At 67.2% G+C, this 21,864-nt stretch carries 23 protein-coding genes; 8 read left to right on the plus strand and 15 right to left on the minus strand.

The window, feature by feature from the left end:
- Positions 1–38 precede the first annotated feature (38 nt).
- Positions 39–536, plus strand: a complete 498-nt coding sequence (locus QE379_RS13500) for a helix-turn-helix domain-containing protein (protein ID WP_267435189.1) — start codon at positions 39–41, stop codon at positions 534–536.
- Positions 537–660: 124 nt separating this feature from the next.
- Here QE379_RS13500 and QE379_RS13505 read toward each other — a convergent pair whose 3' ends face one another.
- From QE379_RS13505 to QE379_RS13525, 5 genes are all read right to left on the minus strand, one after another.
- Positions 661–1,461 carry a pyrroline-5-carboxylate reductase family protein gene (locus tag QE379_RS13505; RefSeq protein ID WP_373461787.1) on the minus strand — a complete coding sequence of 267 codons (801 nt, stop codon included), beginning with the start codon at positions 1,459–1,461 and terminating at the stop codon, positions 661–663.
- A 10-nt stretch (positions 1,462–1,471) separates the two neighbouring features.
- The gene (locus tag QE379_RS13510) at positions 1,472–1,975 is read right to left on the minus strand and encodes a YbjN domain-containing protein (RefSeq protein WP_267435190.1); all 504 of its coding nucleotides are present in this window, start codon (positions 1,973–1,975) and stop codon (positions 1,472–1,474) included.
- A gap of 138 nt (positions 1,976–2,113) precedes the next feature.
- Entirely contained in the window at positions 2,114–2,392 is a 279-nt protein-coding gene (locus QE379_RS13515; RefSeq protein WP_307001204.1) for an accessory factor UbiK family protein, read from the minus strand.
- Between the two features lie 22 nt (positions 2,393–2,414).
- Positions 2,415–2,984: a TspO/MBR family protein gene (locus tag QE379_RS13520; RefSeq protein ID WP_307001206.1), complete on the minus strand. Its 570-nt coding sequence runs from the start codon at positions 2,982–2,984 to the stop codon at positions 2,415–2,417.
- Between the two features lie 72 nt (positions 2,985–3,056).
- A complete protein-coding gene (locus tag QE379_RS13525) occupies positions 3,057–3,791 on the minus strand; it encodes a TlyA family RNA methyltransferase (protein WP_307001209.1) in 735 nt (244 codons plus the stop codon).
- Between the two features lie 139 nt (positions 3,792–3,930).
- Here QE379_RS13525 and QE379_RS13530 point away from each other — a divergent pair, with 139 nt between their 5' ends.
- Positions 3,931–4,611 (plus strand): alpha/beta hydrolase, encoded by a 681-nt coding sequence (locus QE379_RS13530; RefSeq protein ID WP_307001211.1) that lies wholly within the window; start codon positions 3,931–3,933, stop codon positions 4,609–4,611.
- A 203-nt stretch (positions 4,612–4,814) separates the two neighbouring features.
- Here QE379_RS13530 and QE379_RS13535 read toward each other — a convergent pair whose 3' ends face one another.
- The 6 genes from QE379_RS13535 to QE379_RS13560 form a co-directional block, all read right to left on the minus strand.
- Positions 4,815–4,991: a hypothetical protein gene (locus tag QE379_RS13535; protein WP_307001216.1), complete on the minus strand. Its 177-nt coding sequence runs from the start codon at positions 4,989–4,991 to the stop codon at positions 4,815–4,817.
- Positions 4,988–6,913, minus strand: coding sequence for a 1-deoxy-D-xylulose-5-phosphate synthase (gene dxs, locus QE379_RS13540; protein WP_307001217.1), 1,926 nt, complete (start codon positions 6,911–6,913; stop codon positions 4,988–4,990). Before dxs ends, QE379_RS13535 begins: the two co-directional genes overlap by 4 nt.
- 157 nt (positions 6,914–7,070) lie before the next feature.
- A complete protein-coding gene (locus tag QE379_RS13545; RefSeq protein WP_307003220.1) occupies positions 7,071–7,769 on the minus strand; it encodes a hypothetical protein in 699 nt (232 codons plus the stop codon).
- Between the two features lie 111 nt (positions 7,770–7,880).
- Positions 7,881–8,192 (minus strand): hypothetical protein, encoded by a 312-nt coding sequence (locus QE379_RS13550; RefSeq protein WP_267435198.1) that lies wholly within the window; start codon positions 8,190–8,192, stop codon positions 7,881–7,883.
- Positions 8,193–8,356: 164 nt separating this feature from the next.
- Complete coding sequence (locus QE379_RS13555) at positions 8,357–8,947, minus strand: hypothetical protein (protein ID WP_307001218.1); 591 nt, start codon at positions 8,945–8,947, stop codon at positions 8,357–8,359.
- 53 nt (positions 8,948–9,000) lie between these two features.
- Positions 9,001–10,806 (minus strand): DUF885 family protein, encoded by a 1,806-nt coding sequence (locus tag QE379_RS13560; RefSeq protein WP_307001219.1) that lies wholly within the window; start codon positions 10,804–10,806, stop codon positions 9,001–9,003.
- A gap of 205 nt (positions 10,807–11,011) precedes the next feature.
- Between QE379_RS13560 and QE379_RS13565 the strand changes: the two genes are divergently transcribed.
- From QE379_RS13565 to QE379_RS13575, 3 genes are read left to right on the plus strand one after another with little or no spacing between them, the layout of a single operon-like run.
- A complete protein-coding gene (locus QE379_RS13565; protein WP_307001220.1) occupies positions 11,012–12,529 on the plus strand; it encodes a DUF4173 domain-containing protein in 1,518 nt (505 codons plus the stop codon).
- 11 nt (positions 12,530–12,540) lie between these two features.
- The gene (locus QE379_RS13570) at positions 12,541–13,248 is read left to right on the plus strand and encodes a response regulator transcription factor (protein WP_307001221.1); all 708 of its coding nucleotides are present in this window, start codon (positions 12,541–12,543) and stop codon (positions 13,246–13,248) included.
- Complete coding sequence (locus QE379_RS13575) at positions 13,245–14,825, plus strand: HAMP domain-containing sensor histidine kinase (protein WP_307001222.1); 1,581 nt, start codon at positions 13,245–13,247, stop codon at positions 14,823–14,825. Before QE379_RS13570 ends, QE379_RS13575 begins: the two co-directional genes overlap by 4 nt.
- Positions 14,826–14,861: 36 nt before the next feature.
- On the opposite strand, the gene QE379_RS13580 is transcribed toward QE379_RS13575, so the two are convergent.
- The 4 genes from QE379_RS13580 to QE379_RS13595 all read right to left on the minus strand — a co-directional run bounded on the left by QE379_RS13580 (position 14,862) and on the right by QE379_RS13595 (position 17,610).
- Positions 14,862–16,478 (minus strand): DUF5597 domain-containing protein, encoded by a 1,617-nt coding sequence (locus tag QE379_RS13580; protein WP_373461788.1) that lies wholly within the window; start codon positions 16,476–16,478, stop codon positions 14,862–14,864.
- A gap of 133 nt (positions 16,479–16,611) precedes the next feature.
- Entirely contained in the window at positions 16,612–16,806 is a 195-nt protein-coding gene (locus QE379_RS13585; protein WP_307001225.1) for a hypothetical protein, read from the minus strand.
- An 84-nt stretch (positions 16,807–16,890) separates the two neighbouring features.
- Complete coding sequence (locus tag QE379_RS13590; RefSeq protein WP_267435206.1) at positions 16,891–17,103, minus strand: cold-shock protein; 213 nt, start codon at positions 17,101–17,103, stop codon at positions 16,891–16,893.
- A gap of 132 nt (positions 17,104–17,235) precedes the next feature.
- The gene (locus tag QE379_RS13595) at positions 17,236–17,610 is read right to left on the minus strand and encodes a hypothetical protein (RefSeq protein WP_307001227.1); all 375 of its coding nucleotides are present in this window, start codon (positions 17,608–17,610) and stop codon (positions 17,236–17,238) included.
- Positions 17,611–18,076: 466 nt separating this feature from the next.
- Between QE379_RS13595 and paoA the strand changes: the two genes are divergently transcribed.
- The 3 genes from paoA to paoC are packed head-to-tail and all read left to right on the plus strand — an operon-like array spanning position 18,077 to position 21,854.
- On the plus strand, positions 18,077–18,691 hold the full coding sequence (gene paoA / locus QE379_RS13600; RefSeq protein WP_307001229.1) for an aldehyde dehydrogenase iron-sulfur subunit PaoA: 615 nt from the start codon (positions 18,077–18,079) through the stop codon (positions 18,689–18,691).
- Complete coding sequence (locus QE379_RS13605) at positions 18,688–19,638, plus strand: xanthine dehydrogenase family protein subunit M (RefSeq protein WP_307001231.1); 951 nt, start codon at positions 18,688–18,690, stop codon at positions 19,636–19,638. Before paoA ends, QE379_RS13605 begins: the two co-directional genes overlap by 4 nt.
- Entirely contained in the window at positions 19,635–21,854 is a 2,220-nt protein-coding gene (gene paoC, locus QE379_RS13610) for an aldehyde oxidoreductase molybdenum-binding subunit PaoC (protein WP_307001233.1), read from the plus strand. Before QE379_RS13605 ends, paoC begins: the two co-directional genes overlap by 4 nt.
- Positions 21,855–21,864: the final 10 nt, after the last annotated feature.

Consider the following 21,864-nt stretch of genomic DNA (forward strand, 5'->3'; position numbering starts at 1 on the left):
GTTGCCGTGGCCTAGGCCCTGTGTCTAGACGGGTCAACATGGCTGCCTCTAACCAGTCCGCGTCGGCACAATTTCTCCGCGAGCCCGAACTCCGCAGGGGCATGGAATTGCTGTATTTCGGCAATAGCCACCTCGTGCGATCCATCGACCGCGGTCTCGCCGCGCAAGGGTTGGGCCGTGCCCATCACCGCGCCCTGTACTTCATGGCTCGCAAGCCCGACATGACGGTCAGCGAGTTGCTGTCGCTGCTCGCGATCACCAAACAGTCGCTGGGTCGTGTGCTCAACGAACTGGCGAGCCGCGACCTGATCGAGACGCGGCCGGGCGATCGCGACCGGCGGCAGAGGCTGCTGCGTCTGACGCCCGCCGGCGCGAAGATGGAAGCGGAGTTGTTCGACGCGCTGCGCGAAAAGCTTTCCAAGGCCTATGCGCGGGCCGGGCAGCAGGCGGTGACGGGGTTCTGGACCGTACTGGAGGGGTTCATCCCCGAGCAGGAACGCGCCCGGATCGAGGATTTGCGGACCAACGACGGCTGATTTCGCGCGGCGGCGTGGCGAGGGAACAAAGCCGCTTTAATCTTAGAATCGCTAGAAGGCGACAGGGGGTGAGGCAACGCTCCCCCAAGCTGCACAGCTCTTCGCCTCTGCGGGAAACACGTCCTCAGCCCCGAGCGGCGGCGGCCATCTCACGATTGCGCCGTTCCGAAGCGGCCAGCGTGTCGGCCATCAGCCGCAACAATGCGTCATCGGCGTCCAGCACATTCAACCCGGCGCGGGTCGAGCCGCCGGAGCTCGCCACCCGGTCGGCCAGCGTGGCGGCCGATGCGTCGGCGGCCATGGCCATCGCCCCTGCCCCGTCGACCGTCGCGAGCGCCAATCGCTGCGCCAGTTCGGGTGCGAGGCCCAGGGCCGCTCCGGCCTGCGCCAGTGCGTCGATAAAGCGAAAGACAAAGGCCGGACCACAGCCCGCCAGCGCGGTGACGGCATCGAACCGCGCCTCGTCCTCGACCCAGGGCGCGATTCCCAGCGGCGTCGCCAGCGCTTCCGCCGCCGCACGGACGGCCGGATCGGTCGAACTCGTGTAAAGCGCCGTCACCCCCTGCCCGATCGCGACCGGCAGGTTTGGCATCATCCGCACCACCGAATCGGCGGGAATACGCGACGCCAAGGCCTGTTCCTCCACCCCCGCCAGGATCGAGAGAAGCAAGGCGGGACGCAGATGCGCCAGGGTCGGGGCGATATCGTCCAGTTGCTGCGGCTTGAACCCGAGCATCAGGATCGCGGGCGTCTCATCGGTGGGCAGCGCGGTCAGCGAGCGAACGCCCTCCGGCGCGGCGCGCCCGCTGCGGGTGATGACGGTGACCTGTCGGGGGTCCAGCCCGGAGGACAACCAGCGCCGCAGCATCGCCCCGGCCATGTTGCCGCAGCCGATCAGCCAGATGGGACCGTCAGGAAAGCTCACGTCCAGCCCCTCAGGCCTCGCCCTGCGTTTCGATCAGTGCGGCGGCCAGCGCCTCGCGCGGGGTCTTGCCGCCCCACAGGACGAACTGGAACACGGGGTAGAAGCGCTCGCACTCCTCGATCGCCGATTCGACCAGCAATTCGGTCGCCGAGAGCGAGATGGTACCGTCCTCCCCGCCATCGACCATCGCGGCGTGGCGATAGAGCAGGATGCCGCTGTTCGACCAAAGCTCGAAATGGCCGATCCACAGCTGTTCGTTGACCATCGCCAGCGCCTCATAGATGCTGGCGCGGCGATCCTCGGTCACCTTGATGTCGGGAAAAGCCAGGAATTGCAGGACGCTATCGTCATCCCGCCACAGCGCGCGGAGTTCGTAGCTGGCCCAGCTGCCCTTGACCGTCGCGACGATTTCCTCGTCATGACGCTCATGCTCCCACCCATGGGCGGCGAAATACGCCTCCAGCATATCGATGGGGGCCGAATCATCGGCTTCATGATCGGTCGATTCAAGCATCACAGGCCCTTGCGAACAAACCCAGACCACCGCAGGTTGCACCGCGCGCGGTCAAGCTGCAAGCAGCCGGATGCCGAAATCTGTGGATAGCTGTCCGGCGACCCGCGCCGGACCAGCGATCGGAACGACTTAGGGAAGTCAGGATTCGACCCCGGTCGTCGCCGTCGCCGAACCACCCAGCCGCGCCTCCAGCACATCCAGGCGCGCCTTCAGCGCATCAGCCTCGTCACGTGCGGCGACCGCCATCGCCTTGGCGACCTCGAACTCCTCGCGGCTGACGAAATCCAGTCCGCCGATCCACTCGCGCGCACGCGAACGGGCGCTCGCCTCGGCCTCGCGGCCCATGCCGGCGACGGTACCGGCCAGGCCGTTCATCACCTTGGCGAAATCGTCGAACAGCTTGTTATCGGCCTGCATGATCAAATTCCCAAAATTCGTTTCACAGCATTTGGGAGGTCTGGGCGCTCGGCACAAGCCTTTCCGCATCGGGATTGAGCTGGCCGATCCGCCAGTTGAGCACCCCGGCGAAGGACAGCCACACCAGATAGGGCAGCATCAACCACGCCGCCCCGCGCCGAATCCGCGAAAAAGCGACGGTGGTGACGATCGACAGCAGCAGGATCGCGATCAACACGACCAGCGCCGTACCGACCTTGTGCGCGCCGAAAAACAGCGGGGTCCAGGCCAGGTTCAGCGCGAACTGGGCCACGAACAGGCCGATGGCGACGCCCCGCCCGCGAGCGCCCCGCGCATGGACGATCATCGCGAGCGCCAGACCGATCAGGACGTAGAGCGTCGTCCAGGCCACCGGGAACACCCAGCCGGGCGGAGTCAGCTCGGGCTTGGTGAGCGCCATATACCAGCCATTCTCGCTGCCTGCGGGCACCGAGCGCCCCGATGCGAAACCCAGCAGCAGAACAAGGGGCACGATGACGACCGCCCAGCGCAGGAAGGACATCCGCAACTGACCCTTCGACGCGATCGTACCCAATTGACCCTCTTTCGCCATGATGCCCGTGGGTGTGCCGCACCGGCCACAGACAGTAAACGGATAAGGTGAATTTTATATGGGCCGAGCCGTTCAATTTCGGGATGCGGCGATCAGAAACTCGATATTGCCCTCGGGTCCGGTGATGGGACTTCGGGTCACGCCCGCGACCTGCCATCCTGCCTCGGTCAGCCAGGCGACTACTTGATCGCAGACGCGTGCGTGGACGGCGGGATCGCGGACCACCCCGCCCTTGCCGACCTCCTCACGCCCCGCCTCGAACTGCGGCTTGATGAGCGCGAGCAGCCGCGCGTCCGGGGCAGCGAAGCTCAGCGGGCGCTCCAGCACCTTGGCCAGCCCGATGAAACTGGCATCGCAGACGATCATGTTCACGGGTTCGGGGATATGCGCATCGGTCAGGATGCGGGCGCTGGTCTGTTCATGGACGATGACGCGCGGGTCCTGCCGCAGCGACCAGGCGAGCTGGTTGGTGCCGCTATCGACCGCATAGACCCGCGCCGCCCCCTTTTGCAGCAGCACGTCGGTAAAGCCCCCGGTCGAACTGCCGACATCGATCGCCACCGCATCGGTCACGTCCCAACCGAAATGCTCCAGCCCGTGCGCCAGCTTGATGCCGCCGCGCGACACCCAGGGATGGTCACGCCCGCGCACGTCGAGCGCGGCATCCTCCGACAATTGCTGGCCGGGCTTGGCGATCTTCGTCTCGCCCGAAAAGACCAGGCCCGCCATCACGAGCGCCTGCGCGCGCGAACGGGATTCCACGAGTCCGCGGTCCACGAGCATCTGGTCGACACGCAGCTTGGCCATGCCCCGCCCCTACCCCCCGGCTCGGCCCGTCGCAAGCCACGATCCACTGGGCTCGAAAGCTATTGCCTATCTTTTTAGTAGGAATAGATTGACTACCTGGATCGGGAGTCGACCCGACCCGGAATCGAGGAGACGCCATATGGGTTCGTTCGCATCCTATGAGGCCCGCAAACCGACGGTCCTCACCGTACCCGGGCTGGGCGGCTCGGGCCGCTCGCATTGGCAGAGCCTGTGGGAAGAGGCGCGACCCGACACGATCCGGGTCGAACTGGGCATGTGGTCGACGCCGCACCGCAATGCGTGGGTCACGCGGCTCGATCAGGCGATCCGCCAGGCGCAGGCGCCGGTGATCCTGGCGGCGCATTCGCTGGGCTGTCTGGCCGTCGCCTGGTGGGCGGAATTGTCGCCGCAACCCTATGGCTGGCCGGTCGCGGGCGCATTGCTGGTCGCGCCCGCCGATGTCGACCGCGCGGATGCGCCGGATGCGTTGAAGGGCTTCGCGCCGTCGCCGCGCACGCCGCTGCCCTTCCCCTCGATCCTGGTGGCCAGCCAGGACGATCCCTGGATCTCGATCGAGCGCGCGCACAGCCTGGCGGTCGATTGGGGTAGCCATTTCGTCGATGCCGGGCACCAGGGGCATATCAATGCGGCCAGCGGTCTGGGCTGGTGGCAGGAAGGTCAGGAACTGCTTGACCGGGTGATCGCCGCGAGCGGCACGGATCGCCCGACGCCTTCGGGGCCGTTATCGCCGAGCGATGCGCGCGCCGTGCTGGCGGTCAACGCGACGGACGCGGCGCAGGCGCATTATCTGGGGCGGTGAGGATAGCCCGGCGCTCGGGGCCTATGGCCGGGCATGTGCTTCGACTTCGCTCAGCGCGAACGGAGGTGAGACGTCCCCTCCCCCTCCTCCGTCCAGCCTGAGCGAAGTCGAAGGCCAAAGGAAACGCCGTGCCTCTAATCCCACCCCCGACAAAGCCGAGGTGATGTACCTGGCGGATGGCGCGGCGTAGCCTTCGACTTCGCTCAGGCTGAACGGCGGCTGGAGTCCTGTTCGGATGAAGCGACGTCGGCCTCATGCCGCGCCGCCTTCGCCGCCGCCGTGACGGCCTTCATTCGCCGCCACATGCGGACATTCAACCCGATCATCATGACCACCGCCAGCGTCGTGAAGACGATGACGGCGGTCCAGCCGCGGATCACGCCCGCGCGCCTTCGGGGACGTTGGCGCTATTGTGGCGCAGCGCCTTCAGCACCGTCTCGACGATCGCATCGGCGTCCAGTCCGGCCTGGGCATATTGCACCTCGGGCTTGTCCTGATCCTGGAAGATATCCGGCAGGCGCATGGTGCGCAGCTTGAGGCCGCCGTCGATCAGCCCCTCGTCCGACGCCATGGTCAGCACATGCGCGCCGAGGCCGCCGATCGCATTCTCCTCGATCGTCACCGCCACCTCATGGGTTGTCAGCATCCGGCGGATCAGCGCCTCGTCGAGCGGCTTGGCGAAGCGCAGGTCGGCGACCGAGGTCGACAGCCCCTTCGCCTCCAGCGTGTCGGCGGCGCGCAGGGCCTCCGCCAGACGGGTGCCGAGCGAGAGGATGGCGACCTTCTTGCCCTCACGCACGACACGCCCCTTGCCGATCTCCAGCAATTCGGGCGTCTCGGGCAGCGCCACGCCGACGCCGTTGCCGCGCGGATAGCGAACCGCGATCGGCCCGCTGTCATGGTTGACGCAGGTATGGACCATATGGACCAGTTCCGCCTCGTCGGCGGCGGCCATCACCACCATGTTGGGCAGGCTGGCCAGATAGGTGACGTCGAACGACCCCGCATGGGTCGCCCCGTCCGCCCCGACCAGCCCGGCGCGGTCGATCGCGAAGCGGACCGGCAGATTCTGGATCGCCACGTCATGGACGACCTGGTCATAGGCGCGCTGGAGGAAGGTCGAATAGATCGCGCAGAAGGGCCGCATCCCTTGCGCCGCCAGACCGGCCGCGAAGGTCACGGCATGCTGCTCGGCAATGCCCACGTCGAAGAAGCGGTCGGGATAGGTCACGGCGAACTTGTCCAGCCCGGTGCCCGAGGGCATTGCGGCGGTGATGGCGCAAATACGCGGATCGCTCTCCGCCTCGCGGGCCAGCGCCTCGCCGAACACATTCTGATAGGCGGGCGGTCCCGGAGGGGCCTTGGCCTGTGCGCCGGTGATGACGTCGAACTTCTGGACGCCGTGATATTTGTCCGCCGCCGCCTCGGCCGGGGCATAGCCCTTGCCCTTCTTTGTGACGACATGGATCAGGATCGGGCCTTCCTCGGCGTCGCGGACATTCTCCAGCACCGGGATCAGATGGTCCAGATTATGGCCGTCGATCGGGCCGACATAATAAAAGCCCAGTTCCTCGAACAGCGTGCCGCCCATGGTCATGCCGCGCGCGAACTCGTCGGTCTTGCGCGCCGCCTTCTGGATCGGACGCGGGAAGCGCTTGGCCAGCTTCTTGAGCACGTCGCGCACGCCCAGGAATTCGCGGCTCGACACCATGCGCGACAGATAGGCCGACAGGCCGCCCACCGGCGGCGCGATCGACATGTCGTTGTCGTTCAGGATGACGATCAGGCGATTGCCCGCCTGCTCGGCATTGTTCATCGCCTCATAGGCCATGCCCGCCGACATCGCGCCGTCGCCGATCACCGCGATGCCCTTGCCCGGCGTGCCCGCCAGCTTGTTGGCGATCGCAAAGCCCAGCGCCGCCGAGATCGAGGTCGAGCTATGCGCCGCGCCGAAGGGGTCGTATTCGCTCTCGGTCCGCTTGGTGAAGCCCGACAGGCCGCCGCCCTGGCGGATGGTGCGGATACGATCGCGCCGCCCGGTCAGGATCTTGTGCGGATAGCATTGGTGCCCGACGTCCCACACCAGCCGGTCGTCGGGGGTGTTGAAGACATAATGGATCGCGACCGTCAGCTCGACCACGCCCAGCCCGGAACCGAGATGACCGCCGGTGGTGCCGACCGCCGAGATCGTCTCGGTCCGCAATTCGTCGGCGAGTTGCCGCAACTGTTCGGGAGCCAGCCGACGCAGATCGTCGGGGGTATGGACCGTGTCGAGCAGCGGGGTCTGAGGAATGTCTGCCATCTGACCGGCTTATCCCAGCTAATCACGGGTGTCGATTATAACTGTTCACCGGGCCGTCATTGATGCGAAGCAATTTTCAATTGGCGGAGGTGCTGCTGGACGACGGCGGCCGGATCGCGACCATCAATCGAATCGGCCGCGCCCCGGCAACAAAAGGTCAAAGCGGCGGCAATGCCCGCAGGCGGGGGAACACATCTTCCAGCGACTTGGTGTCGGGCAGGATATAGACATAGCCGCCCTTTTTCCGGAACGTCGGGCGCAACTGCCGGGCATAGAAGGCCTGGGGCACGTTGATGCAGCCGAAGGTGATGCGGTTGTCGTCGGGCGTGGGGGACAGCATCCGTTCACGCCGCTTCTCCTTCGCTCCGGCATCCTTGGGGATCGGATGCAGCGCCACCGAGGTCGCATAATCGACCCACAGCACCCGCTCGCCTGCGACAGGCAGGCCGAACTTGGCGAGATAGCGCCCGGCGGGCGTGGTCTTTTCCGCGGGGCCGAGCGCGGCCAGTGTCTTGGTCCCGACGCCGGGGCTCGCCTCGTCACCCGGCGCGATCCCGATCAGCACCGGCACGGCGGCCAGCGGCTTGCCATCGGGGGCGAAGAGGAACAGCGCGGCATGGGCCTTGTCGACGACCGCCCAGGGCAGGCCGCGATTGTCGCCCGAGCCGCTGACCCAGGACATCACCCGCTGGACATCCGGCGAAGGGAGGATCGGAGGCGCGGCATCCGCCTTGGTCGGCGGGGCCTTTCGCGCCGTCCTGGCGGGCGCGGCGCGGACCGTCTTGGGGCGGTGGACATCGGTCACGGCCGGGGTGGCCAGGGCAAGACCGATCAGCGGCGCCAATATGGGGATCATCGGCAACAGGCGACTCGACAAAAATGGCCGGTCCTCCGCGATGGGAAGACCGGCACAGCTAAGGGGCTTCAATTTATCGGATCGATGCGCAGTCGATCAATGGCGTCGGGATCAATGACGGGGGCGCCGTGCGGGCTTCTGTTCCTGCACGGTCAGGCGCTGTTCGACACCGTCGACGCGACCGCCGAGTTGATCCAGCCGCTGGCCATTGGCCTGGGCCTGACCCGAGGCGGCCTGCGCTTCCGCCAGCGCCGCCTTGGCGGTGCCGTCGGTCTGCTGGAGCCGCTGCTCCAGCGAATCCACGCGTTGGCTGACCGGAGCGATCTGTTCGCGGACAAAGGACTTGGTGGCGCAACCGCTAAGGCCGACAGCGCCAGCCAGGGTCACCACCGCGAGAAGGGATTTGGAGGCAAAAGCAGACATAACAGTTCTTTCAGTCGTTAACCAACCGCAACAACGAAGCTGAGCGGAAAAGGTTCGACAATCCAATTCTGTTCGACCGTGCCGGTTTTTCGACTAAGCGTTTACTGCAAAATAATCGCCAAGACTTGCCAAACAACTCGACCTGTTAAGTCTTGGTTCAGAATTCAGCGCCTGCGATCCGACTGCTTGGCGAAGGGGTCGCGCGGGATGCCGTCATTACCCCGGTCTTCCCTGGGAGCCTTTCTCTGTGCGCTCTTTCGGGCGGCAACGCAATCGCGCAGAGCCGCGATCGCCGTGCCGCTGCCGTCCATCGCCAGCCGTTCGACGGGCACATCGCCCCGCGCGATATCCAGTCGCTGCGACCGGGCGAGATAGGCCAGGAAGGCCCTTTCGAAGCTGGTGACGAAACCCGGCTTTCCGTCCGAGTTGAGGCCGACCGCGAAATGCTTCGGATAACCGCCAATGGTCAGCCGAAAGTCGAGCGCCAGCCGCTCCCTGGGCTTGATCGACCAATTGTCGTTCAGCACCGTCAGATGATTGGACCCATCCCGGTCCAACCCCAGCAGCAGCGTCGTATCGCCCGGCCTTTTGTAGACGCGGGTCAGGAAACACCCCTGCCCATCCTCGCTCGGCGCCAGCGTCCAGTCGCCCAGGTCGCGCGATGGCCCGTCCGCCGCGCTCGCCGCACCACCACCGAAAGACAGGGCGGCGAACAACAACGTCAGGGCGGCAAGATACGGGCGTGGCTTGGTCATCATCATTATCCTCCGCCACGACCCTATCCGCGACCAGGGCGATTGGCCAAGCGTTACGCCATCCGCTCCCGCACCACCCGCTCCAGCACGTCGAGCGGCATCGCCCCCAGCGTCAGCACCTCGTGGAACCGCTTGGGGTCCCATCCCGCCCCCGCCTTGGCCTTGGCGGCGTCGCGCAGGCGGGTCCAGACCGTGTGCCCGATCTTGTAGCTGCACGCCTGTCCTGGCCAGACGGTATAGCGGTCTATCTCTCCCTGGCTGCGCCCGCGTGCGATGCCGGTGGTCGCGATCAGATAGTCGGTCGCCTTCTCCCGGCTCCAGCGCTTGGCATGCATCCCCGAATCGACGACCAGCCGGGTCGCGCGGAACAGCAGCGATTGCAGATAGCCGATCTGCCCCAGCGGATTGCCCTCATACATCCCCATCTCGTCGGCAAGCTGTTCGGAATAGAGCGCCCATCCTTCGGAATAGCCGGAATAAAAGCCCCGGCGACGGATGAGCGGGATATCCTGGCTCTCCAGCGCCGACATGACCTGAAGATGATGGCCGGGCACCGCCTCATGATAGGTCAGCGTCGCCAGACCGAATTTGGGCCGGTCGAACGTGTCGCGCAGGTTGATGAAGTAGATGGCGGGCCGCGATCCGTCGAGCGAGGCGGACTGGTAATAGCCGCCCGGCGCGCCCGCCTGGATCGCCTCCGGCACCCGGCGGATTTCGACCGGGGCCTTGGGCAGCGTCGCGAACTGCTCGGGCAGGCGACGGGTCATCGCCGCGACCTGCGCACGAAGCTGCTCCAGCAGGGCTTCGCGGCCCGGATCGGTGTTGGGATAGAGCTGATCGGGCCGCTTGTTGAGCGCGACCAGCCGCTCGCCCACGCTGCCCTGGGTCAGCCCCTGCGCCTTCAAGAGCCCGTCGAGCCGCGCGCTTATCTCGGCAACCTGCGCCAGCCCCAGCCGGTGGATTTCATCGCCCGCCATATTGGTGGTCGTCGCGGCGGCGGCAGCGGCGGTGTAATAGGCCGCACCGTCCGGCAAGCGCCAGACGCCCGCGTCGTGCACCGCCTTGGCGCGGAGTTCGGTGACCAGCGCCCGCTGGCGGTCGAGCGCGGGGAAGACCCGCTCGCCCATCAGCCGCGCGACGGTGGCGGCACGCTCGGGCGGCAGTTGCGCGGCCTTCAGCTTGGCCGCCAGGTCCATGGCGGGGCCGGTCGCCTCGGGCGCCTTGTCGCGCACCGCCGCCAACTGTTTCAGCGTCGTATCGAGGATATAGTCGGGGGCGAAGACGCCCCGCCCCGCATCCTCGCGCTGCCGCGCCGTCTCGGCATCGATTGCATTGGCGAAGGCCTCGACCCGCGCGACATAGGCGTCGGCATCGGCGGCATGGGTGACCCGGTGCTGGCTGGACAGAAAGTCGGGCACGTCGCGATAGGCGCCCGACAACTGGCTGAGCACATAAGGGGCATAGCGGCCCGCGCTCGATCCATAGGCGAAGCGCTCGCCCGCGATCACCCGGTCCAGGCCATAGGCGACGATGTCATAGTCCAGCCGCGCCGCCGGCCCCAGCGAGGTGCGAGGGATGGTACGCAACGCCGCCAGTTCCTGTTTGGCGCGGGCGAATTGCCGCGCCTCGCCCGCGCGGGAGGCGTCGCCGAGCCTGCTCTTCAACGCCGCGCGCGGGCCGGTATCGAGCCCCAGCGAGGTCGCCTGTTCCGGGCTGTCCTCCAGCCGGACGTAGAAGAAGCGGTCCAGCATCGCGCGCAATTCCCCGTCGCGCGATCCCTCCGCTCCGCGCGCCATTCCCGGCAAGGCGGCGGCGACCGTGGCAAGGCTGGCGGAGGCGAGGAACTGGCGACGCTGCATGGATACTCCCGTGTCGGATGGCATGAGGCACGAACGCTAAGATGTTGAAGCAACTGTGCAAAGCGAATTATCGGCGCATCCGCCGCAATGGTCCCCGCCGCGCCCCTGCACCGTTTCTGCACGGGATCCGGACAGGATGATCGCCGGACCGACCGCCCCGCCTCGATGGCCGACCGGCACAAGGCTCCCATCGAGGGAGATCGGCATGACCGCATATATGTCCAGACACCATGGCTTTCACGTCAAGCTGATCGGCGCGGGCGCGCTGATCGGACTGGCGCATCTGTTCTTCTATAGTGAGGAGCCTGGCTGGACGTTGGGCGGCTTCGCGCTGGCGTGGAGCGTGATCCTGACGCTGACCCGCGTCGATGTCCGCGCCAGCCGGGCGGCACGCGTCGCGCTGGCGATGGCGACGCTGTTCGGGGTGATGCTAGTCGACGATCCGGGGCCCCTCAAGGCCCTGCTGTTCCTCGTCGCCATCGGCTCGGCGACCTTGTTGCCGCTGCGACGGTTCGACGATGCGATCCGATGGGCCGGGCGGCTGTTCGCCCATGGCGTGCTGGGCATCGTCGCACCGCTTCGCGACGCCCGGCGACTGGCGCGGGCGGAGGGACGGCGCGATCACCGCCGGATCGTCAAGGTGGCGGTCGTGCTGGTCGTGCCGGTGATCGGCAGCGCGGTGTTCCTGACCCTGTTCGCACAGGCCAATCCGGTGATCGCCAACGCCTTTGCCGCGATCCGCTTTCCCGATCTGTCGACCCTGCTGCTCCGGCTCATCTTCTCGGGTTGCTTCCTCATTCTGGTCTGGTCCAGCCTGCGGCCGCGCCGCACGCTGCTAAAGACCGGAGTTTTGCAGTGGGACGCCGCCGCGATGCCACACCTCGCGCACGGCACGCTGATCCTGTCACTGGCGGCGTTCAATCTGATCTTCGCGATCCAGAACGCGCTAGACATCGCCTTTCTGTGGAGCGGCGCCCCGCTGCCAAAGGGCGTGACGCTGGCCGATTATGCGCATCAGGGGGCCTATCCGCTGATCGTGACCGCCCTGTTGGCGGGCGGGTTCGTGTTGCTCGCCGCGCGCCCCGATGGCGCGGCGCGTGAGAGCCGGACGCTGCGCCGTCTGATCCTGTTGTGGGTCGCTCAGAATGTCTTGCTGGTCGCATCCAGCATCCTGCGGACGCTCGACTATATCGCCGCCTATTCGCTGACCGGATGGCGGATCGCGGCGCTCGCCTGGATGGCGCTGGTCGCGGTCGGGCTGATCCTGATCGGCTGGCGGATGCTGTGCGGATATTCGGCACGGTGGCTGGTCAACGCCAATGCGCTGGCGGCGGGCGTGGTGCTGACCGCCGGATGCGCCAGCGATCTGGGCGGCATCGCGGCGCAGTGGAACGTCGTTCATGCCCGTAGCGCCGCCGATCTCGACCTCTGCTATCTGGAGTATCTGGGGCCGTCCGCGCTGCTGCCGCTGATCGCGCTGGAACGCCGCGCGGCGGGGCCGGTGCTTCGCCAGCGTACCGCCAATCTCATCGGCCTGACCATGTCGGAAACCGCACACCGGCAGGCCGACTGGCATAGCTGGACCTGGCGCGATGCACGACGGCTGTCGGCGGCCCATGCGCTGGTCGGGAAACGCCCTGCCCCGCATATCCTGACCTCCTGCGGTGAGCCGCTGAAAACCGAAGCGGCGGCGACCCCGTTGACGAAGGCGGCCCGGTCATGATCCTGTGCCCCATGCCGCGCACGATCCTGGTCGCCGACGACGATCCCAATATCCGCCAATTGCTGGTCTTCGCGCTGGGCAAGGCGGGACTCGACACGGTCGAAGCGGCCGATGGCGAGGCGGCGCTGGTCGAGGCCGCCGCGCGACGGCCCGATCTGGTCGTGCTGGACATCAACATGCCGCGCATGGACGGGCTGGAGGTCTGTCGGCGGCTGCGGGCCGAGGGGGACACGCCGATCCTGTTCCTGTCGTCGCGCGATGACGAGATCGACCGGGTGCTGGGGATCGAGCTGGGCGCGGACGATTATGTCGTGAAGCCCTTCTCCCCGCGCGAGGTGGTGGCGCGGGTCATGGCGATCCTGCGCCGGACCCATGCCCATCCGCCCAGCGTCGATCATGCCGGGTCGGTCATCCGACACGGATGCCTAACCCTGGATATCGAGGGGTGGCAGGCGCGCTGGGCCGGGGCGGACGTGCCGCTGACCGTCACCGAATTCTCGATCCTGCGCACGCTGGCGGTGATGCCGGGCAAGGTGTTCGGGCGCGACGCGATCATCGACCGGCTGCACGGGCCCGGCTTCGCGGTAACCGACCGCACCGTCGACAGCCATATCCGCAACCTGCGCGCCAAATTCGCCGAGCGGGGCGGCAGCGACCTGATCGAGACGCGCGCGGGCATCGGCTATCGCCTGGGGGCTTGCACCGGCGCGGGCGCGTGATCGCGCGGCTGAAGGCCTGGGGCAAGCGGCATTGGCCCCGCCTGGCGCTGCGGACCTATTTGTTCGCCAGCTTCTTCCTGGTCGCCGCGCTGCCGGGTGTGGGGGCGGTGGCGCTGCGCGTCTATGAGAACACGCTGGTTCGCCAGACCGAGGCGGAACTGGTGGCGCAAGGGGCGGCGCTGGCGGCCAGTGCCGGGGCGCTCTGGCCCGCCGCCGTTCCGGAACGCGCCGTCCGGCGCGGGGGGTCGGTCTCGCCAAGCCCCTATGGCGCCAACGCCACCTCGGTCGATCTCAGCGCGACGCCGATCCTGCCCGAACGCCCCGCCCCAGTCGCTGCGCCGCCGCCCGCCCCCGATGCCCGGCAGGCGGAGGTGCGGCTGACCCCGATGCTGGCCGACACCCGCGCCGCGACGCTCGCCTCGATCATCCTGCTCGACCGGGATGGCCGGATCGTCACCGGCACCGCGCGGCGGGGGAGCTATGCCGATCTGCCGGAGGTCGAGGCGGCCCTGGGCGGCACGCCCCGCACCGTCCTGCGCCGTGACGGGCGGTACAAGGCGATCTACCGCTTCGACTGGCTGTCGCGCGCGGCGGCGACGCGGGTGCACCATGCGCGACCGATATGGGTCGACGGCCGGGTCGTCGGCGTGCTGCTGCTCTCGCGCTCGGCACGGTCGCTGTTCATCGGGCTCTATCAGGATTGGGGGAAGATCGTCATCGGCGTGCTGGCGATCCTCGGCACGCTGATCCTCTTGTCGGGGGTGCTGTCCCGCGCCATCGCCCGCCCGATCGAGGAATTGCAGGACGCCAGCCGCGATGTGGCGGCAGGGCGCGGCACGGTGCCTGCGATACCCGCCACCGCCGCGATCGAGATCCAGGACCTCTATCGCGACTTCGCCGCCATGGCGCAGGCGATCGAGGCGCGGTCGCATTATCTGCGCAATTTCGCCCATGCGGTCAGCCATGAGTTCAAGACGCCGCTGACCGGCATTCGCGGCGCGATCGAACTGCTCCAGGATCACGGCGGCACCATGTCCGCGACCGAGCGCGCGCGTTTCCTCGCCAATGCGGATGCGGATGCGCAGCGGCTGACCCTGCTCGTCTCGCGCCTGCTCGATCTGGCGCGGGCGGATATGGGCGGGGCGGGCGCGAATGACGCCAGCGATGCGGTGGCGACGGTGCGAAAGCTGGCCGATGCGCATCGGCGGGAGGACCTTACCATCACGGTTACCGCGCCGTCCGCCGCCATCCCCATCGCCCTCGCCGCGCAGACGCTGGAGGCGGTGCTGACGATGCTGATCGAGAATGCGGCCCAGGCGGGGGCGGATAGGCTGACCATCCATGTCGAGCGGGGCGAGCCGGTCGTGATCACCATCGCCGACAATGGCGGCGGCATCCCGCCGGGGGACCGTGAACGGATCTTCGAGCCCTTCTTCACCTCCCGCCGGGCGAGCGGCGGCACCGGCCTGGGCCTGCCCATCGCGCGGGCGCTGCTGGTCGGGGCGGGCGGGACGCTGGAACTGGTCGAGGGCGGGACCGGCACCACCATGCGGCTGACCTTACCGGGCGTGACTTAGGGCCGATCGACATTCATGTGAGCAATCCCGTCCGCTTTAGCGATAGCGACCCATCGTCACCTTCATCACCACGGGGCGGTCGACGATGTTGATGCCATAATCGGTCTGATCGCCATTCCACACCCGGTCCATGACCCAACGGCCATCGGCATAATGGCCTTCCTCGACCCGGACGACCATCGCCTTGGGATCGGGCTGGGCGGGCTCCAGGCGGATGCGGACATGGTCGCCGGTCAGCAGGAATTCGTCGCGCGACAGATGGATGACCGCGACGCCGCCGACCGGCTCCGCCTTCCACGGCGCGGGTTCGGACTTCAGCCAAGTCCAGCTTTTCTCGCCGAACTGCCACTGGCCGAACTCGGCCCGGACGCGCCAGTCGCCCATCACCGTCTCGCGGTCGCCGCCATCGTCGGGCCTTGCCGCGCCCCATGTCGGATGCTCGAACGCCGCCTGCGCCCAGTCGCGCATTACCCCGGCCACCGCGCCGTAAGGCCCGGCAAAGGCATCGAGCGTCCCCGCATCCAGCGCCCGCGCGCCCAGCGGATAGTTGAAGAAGCCGGTATCATCCATGCCGAACGGCGCGAAGCCGATCGCCCCGCGCCCCAGCGCCTCATAGAAATAGCGGGCGAACTCGCGCGCATTGCCGATCTCGGGCACCAGCAGCGGATTGTCCGCCCGCGCATAGGCGTCGAGATACAGCCCGACATTCCCGCTCGCCCGGTCATAGATGTCGGGTGCCTCGGCATCGAGCGAGGGCGCGGCGACCTTCCATATGTCGAGCACATCCTGTTGCGGCCCGCCGCTCGCCACGCCATCGGGATCGGGCACGTTGGAGGGCCCCGCCAGCGCGGCGTTGACGTACATGGGCAGCGGCTTCACCGCCTTGCCCGCCGCCGCGATCTCATCGATGTAGCGCGCCGTGTACCAGGTATTGAAGGCACGGTCCGCCTGCGCTCCGAACACCGCCTGCCAATGGCCTGGGTTCCTGCCGAGCTTTCGGACCAGTTCGCCCGGCACCGGTTTGTCGAACAAGGCCTGCGCCGCGACCGAGAAATCGCGCGGGTTGCGATAACTGCCGACCTCATTCTCGGGCTGGACCATGATGACCGTGTTCTGCGGATCATGCTCCTTCAAATAGGTCATCAGCCGCACGAAGGCGCGCTTGTCCGCCTCCAGCGTGGTGCGCGCCATCGGGGTCAGCGCATAATGGTCCTGTCCGCCCCGCGTCTTCATCCGGGGGAAGCGGCGATTGTCCAGTTTGACCCAATCGGGCGTATAGCCGGGCGAGGTGTTCTTCCACGTCCCGAACCAGAGCAGCACGACCCGCTTGTCATGTACCCGCGCCTGTTCGAGCAGCGTCTGGACGAAGGAGAAATCGAACCGCCCCTCGACGGGCTCGATCTGTTGCCACGCGACCGGGATTTCGATGGTGTTGGCGTGGATGCGGTCGAGCATCGGCCAGACCTGCGGCAAGGCGGCGGCATAGTTGCTGGAATTGTTGACCTGTGCCGCCAGCATCAGGAACGGTCGTCCATCGACCATCAGGGCATGACGCCCCGCCCTGGTCACGATGCGTGGCACCGCATCGCTCTGCGCGGCGACCGGTGTCGCCAGCCCCAGCGCCATGACGGCCCATCCCATTGCACGGCGCATCGCAATCCCCCTCCCCCAATCGGCGCTATGGCCGCTCCTTGCCGCTTCTGTGCACGGGGATGCGCGCCGTATCAACCGGCGGAGAGGTGTCGAATAGTCTCAGCCCTTCCCGAAGGGCATATTCCGACGCGGATCAGACGGCGTGCGAGGCTGCTCCGACGACTGCCCGCGCATCGCGTGCCGCCTCGGTCCGCAGCGATCGTTGCGCCATCGCCGACCAGGCCGCTTCGGCGCGCAGGCAACGGTCGCGGACATTGGCCAGGTCCGACTCATCGGCCTGGTGACGGCAATCGGCGGCACGTTGCAGATACATTTCGGAGTCACGCATGACGGGGCCTTTCCGATGGAGAAATAGGGGCAGGCAAAACGATCGAGGGAGCGGGATCGATCGACCCCGCCCCCTCGTCATCAATCAATCGACCGGCTGGAGATTGACCGCCGCCATCTTGCCGCGACGATCCTCTTCGAGTTCATAGCCGATGCGCTGGTTCTGCTGCAGCGTGATCATCCCGGCCCGCTCCACCGCGGAGACATGGACGAAGGCGTCGGTGCCGCCATTGTCCGGGGTGATGAAGCCATAACCCTTGTCGGCGTTGAAGAATTTGACGGTTCCGTTCTGGCTCATGATATTTCCTTCGGTAACGGGTCTGCCGGAAACCGGCGGGCCCAAGGGGCCTCGACAGCAGGGAAAGAAGGAAAAAGGCCGCAAAGCGCCGAAAACCGTCGATATGCGACTAAAGCGCTCACCAGATGGGGATCAGGCGGCCAGTTCGCAAGCACCCGCCGCGTGCAATGGCGGCGCGATGCGGCGATATTCGGCGGCAAGGCGCAATATGTCCTTGGCGGTGAAGATCGTGGGATCGTCGCGATCCGCCTCGCGCCAGTCGCCGATCTCGGCCATCCGCACCGGGCGCATCGCGACCAGGCCGACCCAGTGGGCGAGCAGCACGTCGAGTTCGCGAAAGCCATTGGCGGTGACGCGCGCACGCACGATCCGCCGCCCCTCGGTCATGTCCGAGAAACGCGTGGTCCAGAGCGGGGCGATGCGCTCCTCCACCACGCGGATGCCGTTCATCAGGGCGCTGTGCGCGCGGTCCCGTTCCGCCTCGGACGGGATGGCAAGGCGGCTCAATGACGTCCCGCCCGGCGCCAGTACCAGCGTCGCAGCCAGCGGGTGACGAGGCGGGCGATCATGCGCTTCGGCCTTGCCGGAGGGCGCGGTCGTCGCGATCGGTGGGGCGGGGCAGGCTGGTCATCACGAGGCTCCGACGCGACAAGCGGGAGCACAAGGTCTCTCAGCCGCCAGCGCTTGCGAAATGTCAAACCGGCGATAGCCACGGGTACCACGTCGCGCCGTTCGCGTCGCGCCATTTTTGTCGGAGGTTAAGGGGGTTAGCGCACCGTTCCGCGCGACCCTTATCCCATGATATTTTTTCGCGACACCAAAATGGCTTACGCGCGTTGTCGATCAGGATTTCCACCCGTTTCGCCGCCGCCCGTCCCCGATATCGGGGTAGAAGATCGCAGCGCAATGTGATGGATCATCCGAAACGGGGTTGAGAGGAGCCGGGACATTGGCGGATAACGGACGGGTTTCCATGTCGCGGCGCGGCGTGATCGTGGGGAGCGCAGCGACCGCGATGGCCGCCTCCGCGCCTGTCGAGGCTCAGGAGAAGAAGACGACCATGCCGCCCGATCCCGCCGCCATGAACGTCACCATGAAGGTAAACGGCAAGCCGCGCATCCTGTCGCTCGATCCGCGCACCACGCTGCTCGACACGTTGCGCGAACATCTGCACCTGACCGGCACCAAGAAGGGTTGCGACCATGGCCAGTGCGGCGCGTGCACGGTCATCGTCAACGGGCAGCGGATCAACAGCTGCCTTTCCCTCGCGCTCCAGCATGAGGGCGACAGCATCACCACCATCGAGGGGCTGGGCACGCCCGAAAAGCTCCACCCGATGCAGGCCGCCTTCGTGCGGCACGATGGCTATCAATGCGGCTATTGCACGCCGGGGCAGATCTGCTCGGCGGTGGCGGTGCTGGACGAGATCAAGCGCGGCGTGCCGAGCCATGTCCAGGTCGACCTGACCGCCCGGCCCCAGGCCACCAACATGGAAATGCGCGAGCGGATGAGCGGCAATATCTGCCGCTGCGGCGCCTATTCCAACATCGCAGAGGCCATGGCCGAAGTCGCGGGAGGCAAGGCATGAAGGCGTTCACCTATGAGCGGGCCAAGGACCCCGTCGCCGCCGCCCGCGCCGCCGCCCGGCCCGGCGCCAAGTTCCTCGCGGGAGGGACCAACCTGCTCGACCTGATGAAGATCGAGGTGGAGACGCCGACCCATCTGATCGACGTTCAGGATCTGGGGCTCGACCGGATCGAGAAGACCAAGGAAGGCGGGCTGCGCATCGGGGCCTTCGCCACCAATACCGCGCTCGCCGCCGATGAGCGGGTGCGGCGCGATTACGGCGTCCTGTCGCGGGCCATCGTCGCGGGCGCGAGCGGCCAGTTGCGCAACAAGGCGACGACGGCGGGCAATCTGCTCCAGCGCACCCGCTGCCCCTATTTCTACGACACCAACATGGCGTGCAACAAGCGCAGGCCCGGTACCGGGTGCAGCGCGATCGGCGGCTATTCGCGCCAGTTGGCGGTCGTCGGGTCGAGCAACGACTGCATCGCCACCAACCCCAGCGACATGAACGTCGCGATGCGGGTGCTGGACGCGACCGTCGAGACGGTGAACCCGGAAGGTCGGACGCGCGCGATCCCGATCGCCGACTTCCACCGCTTGCCGGGGAATACCCCGCATATCGAGACCGCGCTGCAACCGGGCGAACTGATCACCGCCGTCACCCTGCCCCGCCCCATCCGCGGCACGCATATCTATGAGAAGGTGCGCGACCGCGCTTCCTATGCCTTCGCGCTCGTCTCGGTCGCGGCCGTCATCCAGAAGGACGGGACCGGTCGCGTCGCGCTGGGCGGCGTCGCGCACAAGCCCTGGCGGGTCGAGGCCGCCGAGGCCGCGATGCCGCAGGGGGCCAGGGCGGTGACGGCGACGCTGCTCGCCGATGCCCGTCCGACCCAGGACAATGCCTATAAGGTGCCGCTCGTCGAACGGACGCTGGCGGCCGTCATCAGCCAGGCGAGGACCGCATGAAGTTCACAGAGCCGGCAGGCACCAACCCCATCGACCGCATGACCGTGGTCGGGCGCGCGCAGGACCGGATCGACGGCCCGCGCAAGACCAGCGGCACCGCGCCCTATGCCTATGAACATCATGCCGAAGCGCCCAACGCCGCCTATGGCTGGATCATCGGCGCGGCGATCGCCAAGGGGCGTATCCGTTCGATGAACCTCGACGATGCGCGCGGCGCGCCGGGCGTGCTGGGCATCGTCACCGCCAATGAAGCGGGCAAGCTGGGCAAGGGCAATTTCAACACGGTCAAGCTGCTTGGCGGACCGGAGATCGACCATTATCACCAGGCGGTCGCCATCGTCGTCGCCGAGACCTTCGAGCAGGCGCGCGCCGCCGCCGGGCTGGTCCGCATCGATTATGAGCGTGCCAAAGGCCAGTACGACCTGGCCGAAGCGCTGAAGACCGCCCCCCTGACCGGCGGCGACAGCGACGAGGGCAGCAAGGCCCCCGCCGCCGACCGCACCGGCAAATTCGAGACCGCCTTCGCCGCCGCGCCGGTGACGCTCGATGCGACCTATACCACCCCCGATCACAGCCATGCGATGATGGAGCCCTTCGCCTCGATCGCGTCATGGGACGGCGACGCGGTCACCGTCTGGACGTCGAACCAGATGATCGCCTGGGGTCGCGGTGACCTGGCCAAGACGCTGGGGCTGCCCAAGGAGAAGGTGCGGCTGATCTCGCCCTATATCGGCGGCGGGTTCGGGGGTAAGCTGTTCCTGCGGGCCGATGCGGTCATGGCGGCGCTCGGCGCGCGGGCGGTCGGACGGCCGGTGAAGGTCGCGATGCAGCGCCCCTTGATGGCGAACAACTCCACCCACCGGCCCGCGACGACGCAGCGTATCCGCATCGGCGCCGCGAAGGACGGCACGATCCAGGCCATCGCGCACGAAAGCGGCTCGGGCGATCAGCCCGGCGGCGGGCCGGAAACGGCGGTCAACCAGACCAAGCTGCTCTATGCCGGGCCTAATCGGCTGACCTCTATGCGGCTGGCGGTGATGAACCTGCCCGAGGGCAATGCGATGCGCGCGCCCGGCGAGGCCCCGGGCATGATGGCGCTGGAAATCGCGATGGACGAAATGGCTGAGAAGCTGGGGCTCGACCCGGTCGCCTTCCGCGTGAAGAACGACACGCAGGTCGATCCCGAGAAGCCCGATCGTCGCTTTTCACAGCGTCAGCTCGTCCGTTGTCTGGAGGAAGGCGCGCAGCGCTTCGGCTGGTCGCGGCGCAATGCCAGGCCCGCGCAAGTGCGCGACGGACGCTGGCTGGTCGGCATGGGCGTCGCCTCCGCCTTTCGCAACCATATGAACATGAAGTCCGCCGCCCGCGTCACGCTGAGCAAGGACGGTCGGGTCGTGGTCGAAACCGACATGACCGATATCGGCACCGGCAGCTATACCATCGTCGCCCAGACCGCCGCCGAGATGATGGGCCTGCCGATGAGCGCGGTCGAGGTCCGGCTGGGCGACAGCGACTTTCCCGTCTCGGCGGGTTCGGGTGGCCAGTGGGGCGCGGCCAATGCGACGGCGGGCGTCTATGCAGCCTGCGTCAAGTTGCGTGAGGCGGTGGCGCAGCGGCTGGGCTTCAACTCCGCCGACCTGACCTTCGCGGATGGCAAGGTCACGGGGGGTAATCGCTCCGTGTCGCTCAGGGACGCGGCGGCGTCCGGCCCCCTGTCGGCGGAGGATGGAATCGAGTTCGGCGACCTCGACAAAAGCTGGCAGCTATCCACCTTCGGCGCGCATTTCGTCGAGGTCGGGGTGGACGCCTATACCGGCGTGACCCGCCTTCGCCGGATGCTGGCGGTTTGCGCGGCGGGGCGCATCCTGAACCCCAAGGCGGCGCGCAGCCAGGTGATCGGCGCGATGACCATGGGCGTCGGCTCGGCGCTGATGGAGGAACTGGCAGTCGACAAACGGTTCGGCTTCTTCGTCAACCACGACCTGGCGGGCTATGAAGTGCCGGTCCATGCCGACATTCCGCATCAGGAGGTGATCTTCCTGGAGGAAGCCGATGACAAGGCCAATCCGATGAAGGCCAAGGGTGTCGGCGAACTCGGCCTGTGCGGGGTCGGCGCGGCGGTGGCCAATGCGGTCTATAACGCGACGGGCGTGCGCATCCGCGACTATCCGCTGACGCTGGAAAAGCATCTGGAGCGTTTGCCTGCGGTGGCGTGACGCCGGTTGA

It is taken from the genome of Sphingomonas sp. SORGH_AS_0879 (assembly GCF_030819175.1).
Lineage (GTDB): Bacteria > Pseudomonadota > Alphaproteobacteria > Sphingomonadales > Sphingomonadaceae > Sphingomonas.